This window comes from Methylophaga sp. UBA2689, from assembly GCA_002354555.1.
Taxonomy (GTDB): Bacteria; Pseudomonadota; Gammaproteobacteria; order Nitrosococcales; family Methylophagaceae; genus Methylophaga.
The window spans coordinates 1-13,417 of record DELT01000031.1 but is presented as its reverse complement, the minus strand read 5'-3'; the positions used below and the strand labels follow the sequence as shown (position 1 = coordinate 13,417).

The following is a 13,417-nucleotide window of genomic DNA, read 5'->3' as shown; positions in this document are numbered from 1 at the left end:
CTAGAGATTTTTTGAATTATTTTTTTAGATTTCAATATAGGCGGCTGTATAAAACATTCCTATTGTACCTTGGTACTAATTCCCGCTTTTGTGTATGAAAAATTCCCTAGACCTGGTCTGAAAACACTGCTAGGTGGTCAGCTTCCAGCCGTATTCCGAGGTATTCGCCCACCTCATGTTGGTGATGACTCTGCACTAAACACAGTATTTGCTGGCCGCTTTGTAATTTCAATGTGTAGAGATACACCGCGCCGCGAAACGCTCTGCCTACAATTTCGGCTTTTAGCGGGCTATTATCGTCATGAATAATATCATCCGGTCGCAGTAATAAATTTACCTGCTGGCCAGTACTCTTATCTGAAGTCATTTTGCCACTGACAATGCCCAGTTCAGTGCTGATTTTATTGTCAGCAATAATTTCCCCGGGTATCAGCACGCCTTGGCCGATGAAATCAGCGACAAACCGACTGCTTGGTCGATGATATAGATCATAACCGTTACCCCATTGCAGCAATTTTCCCTGACCCAACACACCAATCTGATCGGCCATGGCAAAGGCTTCATGTTGATCATGGGTCACCATAATCGCTGTTACCCCATCGCGACGCAGTAAATGACGTACTTCTCGGGCAAGTTGCTCACGTAAGTCGGAATCCATACTGGAAAAGGGCTCGTCCAACAACAGAATATCGGGACGTGGTGCCATCGCCCGTGCCAGGGCAACACGTTGCTGTTGTCCACCGGAAAGTTGGTGAGGATACTGGTTTTGGGCACCGGTTAATTCAACTAATTCCAGTAATTCATCTACTCGTTGCTGCTGCTGTTTCCGCGGCAGTTTTTGCAAACCAAAACCAATATTTTTGGCGACTGTCAGATGTGGGAATAAGGCAAAGTCCTGAAACACCATACCAATATGGCGTTTTTCCGGGGGCAGGGAAAACTCAGCAGAGCTGACGTTTTTACCATGCAACACGATGCTACCCTGCATTAGCGGTTCAAATCCGGCAATAGCACGCAGGACCGACGTTTTCCCGCATCCAGATGGACCAAGCAAGCAGGCAATTTCACCCTCTTTTAAGTGAAAGGAAATACCTTCAACGACCGGCCTGCCAGCATAACCAATGCTGATATTGTCGACGAGTAATTGTGGGAGTTGCATAGTGCTATCAGTTTTCATCAATCGCCAATTTTAACTTGCGGGATCGGGTAATGGTTTTACTTAACAGAATAACCGGAATAATGCCGACAATTACAATGGCCAATGCGGCCGGAGCGGCTTCTGCCAAACGTTCATCTGAAGCCAGTTCATAGGCTTTTACCGCTAAGGTATTAAAGTTAAATGGCCGCAATATCAATGTTGCAGGAAGCTCTTTTAAAACATCGACAAAAACCAGTAACAATGCCGTCATCAATGATGCACTTAACATCGGGATATGGATCTGTCTCAGTATCTGTAATGGTCGAAAACCAAACGAACGACCCGCTTCATCCATCGAGTGGGTAATGCGTGTTAAGCCACTGTCTACGGTTTGTAATGAAACAGCAAGAAAACGGGTCAGATAGGCAAAGGTGACCGCGACTAATGTGCCACTCAATAACAATCCAGTGGAATAATTAAACTGACTACGGGCCAGATCATCAATGGTGTTATCAATCCAGGCAAAAGGGATCATCACACCAACGGCAATTACAGCGCCAGGCACGGCATACCCCATTCCTGCCACCCGGACAGCTCCACTGACCAGTTTGCCTGGATAAAGTCGTTGGGCATAAGCCATAACCAGAGCCAGTAACAATGCCAGCACGGCAGCAAACGCGGCAAGTGACAGGCTGTTGACCAGTAATCTTAGAAACTCTGCATCAATAACGGTATCTGCCACATTAATGGTCCAGCTAAGCAGTTGAAATGCTGGTAATAAAAATCCCAGTCCAAGAATAAACAGGCAAAACAGTAACGCCAGGAATGCCCGGCCACCGGTCAGTTGGAATCGACGCAGATCCTGATGACGACGACTGGTGTGGTGATAGCGGGCTTTACGACGGGAATAACGTTCGATAAGAATTAAGGCAAAGACAAAAACCATCAGTCCAGCGGCGAGTTGTGCAGCTGCTGCCGCACTACCCATACCAAACCAGGTTCTGAAGATGCCGGTGGTAAAGGTGCTGACGCCAAAAAATTGAACGGTCCCGTAATCGGCTAAGGTTTCCATCAACGCTAATGATAAACCGGCAATGATTGCAGGACGAGCCAGCGGAAGCGCTACCTTCCAGAATGTTTTCCATGGCCCATTACCTAACGTCCGGCTGACATCAAGCACGCAGATTGATTGATTGAGAAATGCCGCGCGGCTAAGCAAATAGACATAGGGATAAAGCACCAGAGTCAGCATGGCAACCGCGCCATTAAGCGAGCGGATCTGTGGGAACCAGTAATCTCCGTATTGCCAGCCAAACCATTCACGCAAGCTGGTTTGTAACGGCCCGGCAAAGTCCAGCATGCCGGTATAGGTATAGGCAATGATATACGCAGGCATTGCCATCGGCAGCAACAAAGCCCACTCGAAAACACTGCGACCGGGAAATTGACACATTGTGGTGAGCCAGGCAGCTGTCACGCCAATAAGCAGAGTACCAATAGCCACCCCAAACATTAACAGCAGGGAATTGCGGATATAGTCAGGAAGTACAGTACTGCTTAAATGCTGCCAGATATCCCCACTGGGAACAAAAACATGCGCCAAAACCACTGCCACAGGCATTGACAGGGCCACTGCCAGTACAAAAATGAATGCAGGGTAGGGGCGAAATTGAATTATGAAGGACATGAAATTGTAAAGTTGGCAGTTGATTGGGCAAAACTGCCAACTTTACGCATGCAATTGCTTATTGCCAACCCGCACGGTCCATCAGCCGCAACGCATCGGCGTTAAATTCACCTAATTTATCCATGTCCAGGGAGTCGGCACGGAAGTCTCCCCATTGTTCAAGCACTTCGCCTTTTTCAATATCGTCTCGAACTGGATATTCACCATTGGTTTCTGCATACCATTGCTGAGCAGTATCGCTGGTTAGAAACTCCAGCAGCTCAATCGCATTGTCGCGATGTTTGGCATCTTTGATAATGCCCGCTCCGGATACATTAATATGCACACCACGGTCATCCTGATTTGGCCAGAAAACCGCTAACTTTTCTGCTGCTGCTTTTTCATCAGCATCGTTGCTGGTCAACATACCTGCCAGATAATAGGTATTGGCAATAACGATATCGCACTGACCTGCTGCAGCGGCACTAATCTGATCCCGATCGCCACCTTGTGGCGAACGAGCGAAATTGGCAACCAGTCCTTTTGCCCATTCTTCAGTTGCCGCTTCACCATTGGCCACAATCATTGATGCAACCATTGACTGGTTATAGATATTGCTTGATGAACGAACACAGATTCGGTTGTTCCAGCGTGGCTCAACCAGAGCTTCATAGGTTGAAAGTTCTGCAGGATCGACGCGATCTTTGACATACATAATCGGGCGTGCACGCAGCGACAAACCAAACCAGTAACCTTCCGGATGACGGTAAGAGGAGGGGATTCGTTGCTGCAAAATTTCAGAGTCAACGGGTTGTAACAGGTCTTCTTCCATAGCGCGGTGTAAACGTCCCGCGTCTGTGGTTAACAGCATATCGGCGGGAGTATTGCGACCTTCATTCTGCAGACGTTGTAATAGTTCATCTGCGTTTCCGGTGACCAGATTGACTTTTATTCCGGTTTCTTCAGTAAATTCATCCAGTAAAGGTTTGATCAGCGACTCAATTCGGGCTGAATACAGATTGACTTCTTTTATCTCGTTTTCAGACTCGTTGCTACATCCTGAGACTAACAACATACTCAAACCCAAAAAAACACTCAGAAAAATACCTGATTTGCGCATAGAACACTCCATGGTTGATGACATTAACAATGATAATGAGATTTATTTTTGTTTGGAATAGGGGGATTTAAAGTTTTCATAGATTATTAGCAGGAATAATCCGAATATGACGGTAGTTAGCTCGCGCAGAGCCTGCTTTTAGCTTTGCAAAAAACTGGCACAAAAAAGCGTAAACCAGTATTGTTTTCACAAAAGAAACACAAGTTTCAAAACTGAATCTGCGCAATCTGCAAGGTATCAAAATGTCTGGAAGTTTATTTATTGTGGCGGCACCCTCCGGTGCAGGGAAAACCAGTCTGGTTCGGGCACTGGTCAAACAGGATCCGCATGTTCGATTATCGGTATCACATACTACCCGGGCTGCCAGAGCGGGAGAAGCTGACGGCGAAGATTACTTTTTTGTCAGTCAGGATATCTTCAGCAAGATGCGTGAAGCAGGAGATTTCCTTGAATCCGCAACAGTGTTTGATAACAGTTATGGTACTTCAGCTGCAGCAGTGCATCACCAGTTACATGCCGGAAATGATGTGATTCTGGAGATTGACTGGCAGGGTGCTCAGCAGGTCAGAAAAAACTTTCCTGACAGCAGTAGTATTTTTATTTTGCCGCCATCAAAACAGGCGCTTGAGCAGCGATTGAGAGGCCGCGGACAGGATGATGAAGCAACGATTTCGCGCAGAATGCGTGATGCAGAGAGTGAAATGTCACATTACGTTGAATTTGATTATCTGATTGTGAATGATGACTTTGATCATGCGCTCGCCAGCCTGACTGCGATTGTGGTCGCCAGTCGGCACAAACTGGCTGTACAACAGTCAAATTACAGCACCTTGTTAGCGGACTTACTGGCTTAAGCTGCGTATCTCTCGTAAAATTACTGGTTTTAACCACAGGACAAATTAACATGGCACGTACTACCGTTGAAGATTGCCTCGAAAATGTAGATAACCGTTTTCAATTAGTGCTGGTTGCGGCAAAACGCGCTCGCCAGATTGCCATGGGTGATGATGCAATGGTGCCGGTCGATAACGATAAGCCAACTGTTCTGGCACTGCGTGAAATTGCCGCAGGTCTGGTTGACCGCACAATTCTGACCAAAACCTCAGCTCGTCAGCATGCCGAAGAAAGCATCGTCAGCGATGAAGAGCTGCAAAGCGAAATCTAATTTACCGTGAGTGCAAAACCATCTGTTGCGTCTGAACTAGACTTCATTCAGGAGTCCGAGCCCAAACTCACTATAGATGATCTGTGTTTTGCCACGTCAAATTATTTAGAAAATAATCAGGTCGAGTCGATTCGGCGAGCTTATCATTTTGCTGAGCAATGCCATGAAGGGCAGACCCGACGCAGTGGTGAGCGCTATATCACTCACCCGTTAGCGGTAGCTCATGTACTGGCGATGATGCATATGGATTATGAATGCATCATGGCCGGTTTGCTGCACGACGTTATCGAAGACACGGAAATGTCCAAACGTGACGTGATTGCCGAATTTGGTGAACCCGTTGCCGAGCTGGTAGAAGGTGTGACCAAGCTGGCTCAGGCGGCATTTGAAACCAGACAACACGCCCAGGCTGAAAATCTGCGAAAAATGTTGCTGGCAATGTCCCGTGATATACGGGTTATTATCGTCAAGCTTGCTGACCGTCTGCACAATATGCGTACTCTGGGCCATCTGAGACCGGAAAAACGCCGCCGCATTGCCCATGAAACCCTCGAAATATATGCTCCTATCGCCCAGCGTCTGGGAATGAATCTGATGCGTTGTGAACTGGAAGACCTCGGCTTTCACGTTCTATACCCTATTCGTTATCGTGTATTAGGGGACGCCGTGCGAAAAGCGCGGGGAAATCGCAAGGAAATCGTCAGCCAAATCACTGCTTCCATACTCAATAGAATGGAACAGGAAGGCCTCAGTGCCGATATTCAGGGCCGCGAGAAAAATCTCTACAGCATTTACAAAAAAATGGTCAGCAAACAGCTGTCTTTTTCTGAAGTCATGGATGTTTATGCCTTCCGGATTATTGTCGATGATGTGGATGCCTGCTATCGAATGCTGGGCGTGGTACATAACCTTTACAAGCCAGTGCAGGGCAAATTCAAAGACTATATTGCGATCCCTAAAGCGAATGGTTATCAATCATTGCATACCGTGTTGTTTGGCCCTTACGGCGTACCGATAGAAGTCCAGATCCGTTCTCGCGATATGGATCAATTGGCTGAAGCGGGTGTGGCCGCTCATTGGCTCTATAAAACCGGTGAAGTTGCTGGCAATACGCTGGCGCATCGTAAAGCCAGACAATGGTTGCATGGTATTCTGGAAATGCAGAAAAGCTCCGGTGACTCAATGGAGTTTCTGGAAAATCTGCGTATCGATTTATTCCCGGACGAGATTTATGTATCAACACCGAAAGGCGAGATCCTCACCTTACCGAGAGGCTCCTCGGCAGTGGATTTTGCCTATGCAGTTCACTCCGATGTTGGTAACAGTTGTGTAGCAGCAAGAGTTGGCCGCCATCTGGTGCCATTGAGTTCACCACTGGAAACCGGACAATCAGTCGAGATCATTACATCGCCGACCTCGCATCCCAATCCGGCGTGGCTCAATTTTGTAGTGACGCCAAAAGCGCGGACCAATATTCGTAACTACCTCAAGCATCTGCAAGGCGAGGAGGCGATTCAGCTTGGATTGCGACTGCTGAACAAACATCTGACAGCATTTTCAACTGCATTGGAAAACATCCCCACCAAGCGAATCACTGCACTTTTGAAAGAGTATGAGCTGGAAAACTTTGATGAATTATTGAGTGATCTGGGACTGGGTAATATATCTGCCTTACTGGTCGCACAAAAATTGTTACAGGAAGAAACCCCCAATAAAGAGCCACAGGCACTGCTGATTGCGGGCACTGAAGGCATGGTGGTTAATTTTGCCCGCTGCTGTCATCCGATTCCAGGTGATCCAATTCACGGGTTTGTCAGTGCAGGACGCGGTATCATTATTCATCAGCGCAGCTGTAAAAATACCACCCATTTACGCGAGCAAAATGAAAAGTGGCTGGATGTAGCCTGGGCGAAAGAGATCAATCGTGATTTCCCTGTAGATTTGATGATGCATCTGCGTAATCAACGTGGTGCACTGGCGACGATTGCTTCGGTGATTTCTGAAGCTGAATCGAATATTGATAATGTCATTGTTGACGAGCGGGATGGTGGCTATACCAATCTCCGGCTGACAATTGAAGTCACTAATCGTCAGCACTTGGCTCGCATTATCCGTCGTTTACGCCAACTCGAAATGGTTGAACGCATTAACCGTATTAATAACTGATTTGTTTAATCTGTCGTCTTCAATGATGACTTAGCCGGAGTTTTTATGTCCCGAGAAATTATCCATACCAGCAACGCTCCTGAAGCTATTGGTACCTATTCGCAAGCAGTAAAAGTTGGTGATGTTGTTTATCTTTCTGGCCAAATTCCATTGGTCCCGGAAACCATGACTGTGATTGAAGGCGATTTTGCTACTCAGGTTCGCCGGGTATTTGATAACTTGTCAGCGGTTGCTACTGCATCAGGCGGCAGTTTGCAGGATGTGGTAAAACTGAATATTTATCTCACTGATTTAGCCCATTTCGGCACTGTCAATGAAATCATGGCCGATTACTTTGAGCAGCCCTATCCTGCTCGTGCAGCGATTGGCGTGGCCTCTTTACCCAAAGATGTGGCGGTAGAAATGGATGCTATTTTGCATCTGGGCGCATAACTCAACTATTTTAGCGGCCGCAACAGGTGACTGAACTGGCCATAACTGATCCGGTCACCTCACTGAAAGGTGTCGGCGAAAAACTTGCTGAAAAGCTGGAAAAACTGGGGATCCGCTACATTCAGGATCTCCTGTTTCATCTGCCACTGCGTTATCAGGATCGCACGCGTTTAATGCCTATTGGCAGTTTGCGACCACAACAGGAAAAACTGGTTGAAGGGGTTATTCAGCTCAGTCAGGTCAAGTTTGGTCGGCGTCGTTCATTGCTATGTCATGTCAGTGATGGCACCGGAGCACTGGTATTACGCTTCTTTCATTTTTCCAAAACCCAGCAACAGCAACTCGCTCGTGGACAACGCATTCGTTGCTTTGGCGAAGTGCGCAGTGGTCCATCTGCGCTGGAAATGGTGCATCCTGAATATCAGATAATTCAGGGTGAGGCGCCATTTGCTGTGGATGAAGCCTTAACACCGGTGTATCCGACAACCGAAGGTTTGCATCAATTATCGTGGCGGAAACTGTTGAATCAGGCAATCAAACTGCTGGAAAAGCAAACGATGCCGTCCTATTTACCAGAAGCATTGCTAGATCCAAGAGTGGCTCATTTTGATCTGACGCAAGCCTTGAAATATGTTCACTTACCCCCGCCCGATAGTGATGTCGGTCAGTTAATCGCTCGTGAACATCCGGCACAGAAACGCCTGGCATTTGAAGAATTACTGGCTCAGCAGCTCACTATGCGTCAAATCCGCTATCGCACTCAGCAACATAAAGCGCCAATGTTTGAAGCCGATAGGTTCAGTGAAACGTTTTTACAACGACTACCATTCCCATTAACCGGAGCTCAGCAACGGGTTATCACAGAGATCCGTAATGATCTGCAACAGAATATTCCCATGCAGCGGTTGGTGCAGGGTGATGTCGGATCAGGCAAAACAGTGGTGGCTGCTTTATCAGCCTTAATGGCAGTCTCAAGTGGCTATCAGGCAGTGATGATGGCACCCACCGAATTACTCGCAGAGCAGCATTATCAGACCTTTCGTAACTGGCTTGAGCCATTAGGCATCGAGGTTGGCTGGTGCGCAGGCAAGCAAACAACAGCACAGCGTCGACAGGTAATTGCTGCGCTGGCTGCAGGCGAGATCAATGTTGCTGTAGGCACCCATGCGTTATTTCAGGATGAAGTGACATTTAATCGTTTGGGTCTGGTAATAATTGATGAGCAGCACAGGTTTGGCGTGCATCAGCGTATGGCGTTACGCGACAAAGGTAAAGCGGTGGACATCCTGCCACATCAATTGGTGATGACCGCTACACCTATTCCTCGAACATTAGCAATGACAGCCTATGCTGATTTGAATGTATCAATAATTGATGAACTGCCGCCTGGCAGGCAACCGGTGACCACCGTGGTGGTGGCCGATAACCGTCGACAGGAAGTGATTGAACGCATTCATGTGGCCTGTCAGCAAAAACGCCAGGTTTACTGGGTATGTACCTTGATTGAGGAGTCTGAGCATTTACAATGTCAGGCTGCAGAAGATACTGCCGAACAATTGGAACAGGCGTTACCAGACTTAAGGATCGCACTGGTGCATGGCCGAATGAAGTCAGCTGAGAAAGAACAGGTGATGCAGGCATTCAAACAGGGTGAAATTGATCTGCTGGTGGCGACAACGGTGATTGAAGTTGGGGTGGATGTGCCTAACGCCAGTTTAATGGTGATTGAAAATGCCGAGCGACTGGGACTGGCCCAGCTACATCAGTTACGTGGTCGGGTAGGGCGTGGCACGGTGCAGAGTCATTGTGTATTGATGTACCATCCTCCGCTGTCGGAAAACGGTCTGGCCCGGCTGGCCTGTTTACGCGAAAGCAATGACGGATTTGTTATTGCCCAGCGCGATTTGGAAATTCGTGGTCCTGGCGAAGTGTTGGGAACACGGCAAACCGGTTTGCCCCAGTTTCGGGTGGCCGATTTACTGGCCGATCAGGATTTGTTGCCAGCGGTCAGCAGAGCGGCTGAGACATTAATAAACCACTATCCGGAAAACGTCACACCATTAATTCAACGCTGGTTTGGTACAAAACTGAACTTCGGACAAGTATGAGTCATCAGAATCAATGTTAAAAAGCCAAACACACTGGCATCCCGCGTCAACTGCAAAACTACCAGGCGAACTGACTGGATGGTTAACGGACAAAGGATCGTTAACGTTGCGCCTGCAGCAGACCAGTCAGCAGCAATTCAACGTGGATCTGCAGCAAACCGGTTGGCAGAAACCCCTGACAGAAGAAGCATTGAAGCTTGAACAGCCGTTGTATGAACATGCCTATTGCCGTGAGGTGATATTACGCGATGGTGATCAGGCTCGCGTATTTGCCCGCACCATTGTGCCGCGTGCCAGTTATCAGGCATTGCAGGCACACCTGCATATTCATCATCTGGGTAATCGATCTCTGGGTGAAATTCTGTTTACCGATCCGGCGATTAAACGCGGCCCGCTGGAAGTAGCCAGTCTGCGTTCAGGACAAAGCCTGTTTGAACTGGCAAAACACAGCAGTAATGAACTTAACGACAGTTCAATAATGTGGGCAAGACGCTCATGTTTTTATTTTGCTGACAATAGTTTGCTGGTCTGTGAAATTTTTTTACCGAATCAGGGCTGGTCTTGATGACAAATTTAGCCACACAACTACGACCTTACTGGCAATTAACCCGAATGAATCGGCCTATTGGCATTTTACTGTTGCTCTGGCCCACCTTGACAGCATTATGGATTGCCGCTGGTGGCCTGCCGGATATTAAGATCCTGCTGATTTTTATCGCTGGTGTTGTGTTGATGCGTGCGGCGGGTTGTGCAATTAATGATTTTGCCGACAGGCATATTGATGGTCAGGTGTGGCGTACTGAGAATCGTCCATTGGCAACCGGCGCATTAACGGCAAAACAGGCGGTGCTGACGTTTGTGCTATTAGCTTTAATCGCATTTATGCTGGTGTTATTGCTTAATCCCTTCACGATAGCGCTATCGCTGGTGGCGGTATTACTGGCCGCGGTCTATCCGTTTATGAAACGTTTTACCTATCTGCCACAGCTGGTATTAGGCATGGCATTTGGCTGGGCAATTCCGATGGCGTTTGCGGCCCAGACCAATGCATTACCGGCTATTGTCTGGTGGTTGTTTGTGGCAAATATTATCTGGACAACAATGTATGACACTTTCTATGCAATGGCCGATCGTGAAGATGATCTGCAAGCTGGTGTGAAATCCACTGCCATTCTGTTTGGACAGAAAGATTTATTGATACAAGGCCTGTTACAACTCGGGTATCTGTTGATCCTGTTGTTCATTGGATGGCAGTTGCAGTTTGGAATGCTGTTTTATATTGGCTTAGCAATCGCTGCAGCTTTATTTGTTTACCAGTTATGGCTTAGTAAAGATCGTGAACGCCATGCTTGTTTAAAAGCTTTTCTGAATAATAATTGGGTGGGTGCGGTTATTTTTATCAGTATCGTTTTGCATTACAGCCTGAGCTGACATGACAAGGTATTTATTTTCTGTTTTTTTACTGTTTTGGCTAATTGGTACAGTAAGTGCCACAGAAATATATCAGTGGACAGATGACCGTGGCCGACAGATATTTTCTGATCAACCTGCTGATCCAGCAGCGGAAACGATTGAGTTAACCCCCAGTTCCAATCGCTATTTATTTAATGTTAAACGGGTCTATGACGGCGATACATTGATACTGGAAAATAATCAGCGGGTCAGATTACTCGGTATAAATACCCCGGAAATCAGTTCTCATTATCGCGAAGCCGAACCAGGAGGCATTGAAGCGAGAGATTGGTTAAAAAATCAGTTATCAGAAAACCAGGTCTATTTACAGTACGACACCGAGAAACGCGATCGTTATGATCGGTTGCTAGCGTATGCCTGGACACCGGACGGTGACTTTATTAATGAAAAATTACTACAGAAGGGATTGGCAGCACTGACTCTAAAGCCACCCAATCTGCAGTATGCAGATCAATTGATTGCCGCCCAACAACAGGCAATAAACCAAAAGCAGGGTATTTGGGGAAATAAACATTATCAGCCTCGTAAGATCACTACTATCACTGAAACAGCCTATCGTGGCTGGCAACGATGGCTGTTAACAGCTGAATCACGCGCACAGACCAGGGATTATTGGGTATTAAAGGTTAATGACAAAGCCAGTTTGAGAATAGCGAAAGAACAGCAGGATCTGTTTCCGCCATTGGATTCGTATTTGAATAAATCACTGGAAGTCCATGGCTGGATGTCCAAACGAGGGAAGCAATACAGTCTGTTTGTGCAGCATCCCAGCGCCATCAAGGTATTGGATTAAGCTTTATTCAATTTCGCTTAACAATTGTTCCATGATGTCGTTCATCGCTACCATACCAACCAAATCATTGTTATGAACCACCAGAAGCCGTTTCACCCGATGCGTTGTCATCAACTTGGCGACATGTTGAATCGCTAATTCTTCCCCAACGGCAATAACCGGTTTGGCACAAATGTCATAGACATTAAGCAAATCAATATCGCCTTCCTCAGCAATAACCGTTTTCAGAATATCCGAGTAGGTAATTAAACCAAAGGCATCGTGTTGATTCTGCTTATCCACGACCAGCGATTTAATTTTATGGCGTTTCATCAGGCTTAATGCTTCGCGCATTTTGGCAAAGGGTGAAATGGTGACTACATCGGTAATCATGACATCTTTAACTAATCGCATTAGCGGTATCCTTAGAGGTTTAGAAAGAATCTCGTAAATGTTGCTGGAATTGTTCAACCTGAGAAATATCGATACCTGCCAGATGCTCCAGTGGCAGGGTAAATACCAGACCTTTGGACTCCTGATTATCCGGCATCAGAATTTTTTGAATGGCTTTGAGCACCTGTAATGACAAGCCTTTTTCCAATACCATCAGCAACACACTTTGACTGCCATCGTAGCTCAGACCAAAAAAGGTTTTTTTGACGTTATTACTGATTCCCCGGGCTGACATGACGGTTATTCCACCGGCCCCAAGATCTTTGGCGGTATCAATCGCAGCCTGTTCATTTTCTTCGGGAACAATGGCAACAAGAACAGAAAATTTCATCGGTTTACCTTTTGCAAAGTCGTCATGAAATGCATCGCAATAGCATAGAGCATGACCGTTATGATTGGAAAGATTGAGGCAAAGGCAATTAAGCCAAAGCCATCCATCAGAATGTTGCGGCCTTCAATATGGGTTGCAAGGCCAATACCCAGTGCCGTCACCAAGGGCACAGTGACTTCTGAAGTCGTCACGCCACCTAAGTCATATGCCAGTGGCACAATATATTTGGGGGCGATTAAGGTGAGTACGATAACGATTAAATACCCGCCGATAATGTAATGATGAATTGAGTCGCCGGAGATAATACGATGTACACCGATAGTGATGCCTACTGCCACACCCACTGCCACCAGCAGCCGGATGACGTTACCATTTATCCTTCCCGAAGCAGCCTCTTCTGCCTGTTGACCGATAGCAATCAAGGCGGGTTCCGCCATGGTTGTCGCAAAACCAATCGCAAAAGCAAACAGATAGACATAGACAATATGCTGATTTTTTATCAGCTGTTCAGCCATGCTGCTGCCGATGGGGAATAACCCCATTTTTAAACCGACAACAAACGCATACAATCCGAATAACACCATGGCAAAACC

At 46.9% G+C, this 13,417-nt stretch carries 14 protein-coding genes; 8 read left to right on the top strand and 6 right to left on the bottom strand.

What is annotated here, in order from left to right; genetic code table 11:
- Positions 1-106: 106 nt before the first annotated feature.
- Genes B3M51_RS02745 through B3M51_RS02735 form a run of 3 tightly spaced genes read right to left on the bottom strand, consistent with a single transcriptional unit; the run spans position 107 to position 3,924 of the window.
- Positions 107-1,177, bottom strand: coding sequence for an ABC transporter ATP-binding protein (locus B3M51_RS02745; RefSeq protein WP_292756654.1), 1,071 nt, complete (start codon positions 1,175-1,177; stop codon positions 107-109).
- Entirely contained in the window at positions 1,167-2,825 is a 1,659-nt protein-coding gene (locus B3M51_RS02740; RefSeq protein ID WP_414673422.1) for an ABC transporter permease, read from the bottom strand. Before B3M51_RS02740 ends, B3M51_RS02745 begins: the two co-directional genes overlap by 11 nt.
- 58 nt (positions 2,826-2,883) lie before the next feature.
- Positions 2,884-3,924: a Fe(3+) ABC transporter substrate-binding protein gene (locus tag B3M51_RS02735; RefSeq protein WP_292480095.1), complete on the bottom strand. Its 1,041-nt coding sequence runs from the start codon at positions 3,922-3,924 to the stop codon at positions 2,884-2,886.
- Between the two features lie 242 nt (positions 3,925-4,166).
- Between B3M51_RS02735 and gmk the strand changes: the two genes are divergently transcribed.
- From gmk to B3M51_RS02695, 8 genes are read left to right on the top strand one after another with little or no spacing between them, the layout of a single operon-like run.
- Positions 4,167-4,778, top strand: a complete 612-nt coding sequence (gene gmk, locus B3M51_RS02730; protein ID WP_292756652.1) for a guanylate kinase — start codon at positions 4,167-4,169, stop codon at positions 4,776-4,778.
- A 50-nt stretch (positions 4,779-4,828) separates the two neighbouring features.
- Positions 4,829-5,089, top strand: coding sequence for a DNA-directed RNA polymerase subunit omega (gene rpoZ, locus B3M51_RS02725; RefSeq protein WP_292362229.1), 261 nt, complete (start codon positions 4,829-4,831; stop codon positions 5,087-5,089).
- Positions 5,090-5,134: 45 nt separating this feature from the next.
- Positions 5,135-7,255, top strand: coding sequence for a RelA/SpoT family protein (locus B3M51_RS02720; protein WP_341232181.1), 2,121 nt, complete (start codon positions 5,135-5,137; stop codon positions 7,253-7,255).
- A gap of 45 nt (positions 7,256-7,300) precedes the next feature.
- Positions 7,301-7,687 (top strand): RidA family protein, encoded by a 387-nt coding sequence (locus B3M51_RS02715; RefSeq protein WP_292756649.1) that lies wholly within the window; start codon positions 7,301-7,303, stop codon positions 7,685-7,687.
- 26 nt (positions 7,688-7,713) lie between these two features.
- Positions 7,714-9,795 (top strand): ATP-dependent DNA helicase RecG, encoded by a 2,082-nt coding sequence (gene recG, locus B3M51_RS02710; protein WP_292756647.1) that lies wholly within the window; start codon positions 7,714-7,716, stop codon positions 9,793-9,795.
- A gap of 13 nt (positions 9,796-9,808) precedes the next feature.
- Complete coding sequence (locus tag B3M51_RS02705) at positions 9,809-10,360, top strand: chorismate--pyruvate lyase family protein (RefSeq protein WP_292756645.1); 552 nt, start codon at positions 9,809-9,811, stop codon at positions 10,358-10,360.
- A complete protein-coding gene (gene ubiA / locus B3M51_RS02700; RefSeq protein WP_292756643.1) occupies positions 10,360-11,226 on the top strand; it encodes a 4-hydroxybenzoate octaprenyltransferase in 867 nt (288 codons plus the stop codon). The genes B3M51_RS02705 and ubiA overlap by 1 nt, the downstream gene beginning before the upstream one ends.
- 1 nt (position 11,227) lies before the next feature.
- The gene (locus tag B3M51_RS02695; RefSeq protein WP_292756641.1) at positions 11,228-12,061 is read left to right on the top strand and encodes a thermonuclease family protein; all 834 of its coding nucleotides are present in this window, start codon (positions 11,228-11,230) and stop codon (positions 12,059-12,061) included.
- 3 nt (positions 12,062-12,064) lie between these two features.
- Here B3M51_RS02695 and B3M51_RS02690 read toward each other — a convergent pair whose 3' ends face one another.
- The 3 genes from B3M51_RS02690 to B3M51_RS02680 form a co-directional block, all read right to left on the bottom strand.
- Positions 12,065-12,454, bottom strand: coding sequence for a CBS domain-containing protein (locus B3M51_RS02690; protein ID WP_292480078.1), 390 nt, complete (start codon positions 12,452-12,454; stop codon positions 12,065-12,067).
- A gap of 19 nt (positions 12,455-12,473) precedes the next feature.
- The gene (locus B3M51_RS02685; RefSeq protein WP_292756639.1) at positions 12,474-12,824 is read right to left on the bottom strand and encodes a P-II family nitrogen regulator; all 351 of its coding nucleotides are present in this window, start codon (positions 12,822-12,824) and stop codon (positions 12,474-12,476) included.
- Positions 12,821-13,417 (bottom strand): DUF1538 domain-containing protein (locus tag B3M51_RS02680; protein ID WP_292756637.1); only part of this gene is annotated, 597 nt, incomplete at its 5' end. The genes B3M51_RS02680 and B3M51_RS02685, both read right to left, overlap by 4 nt.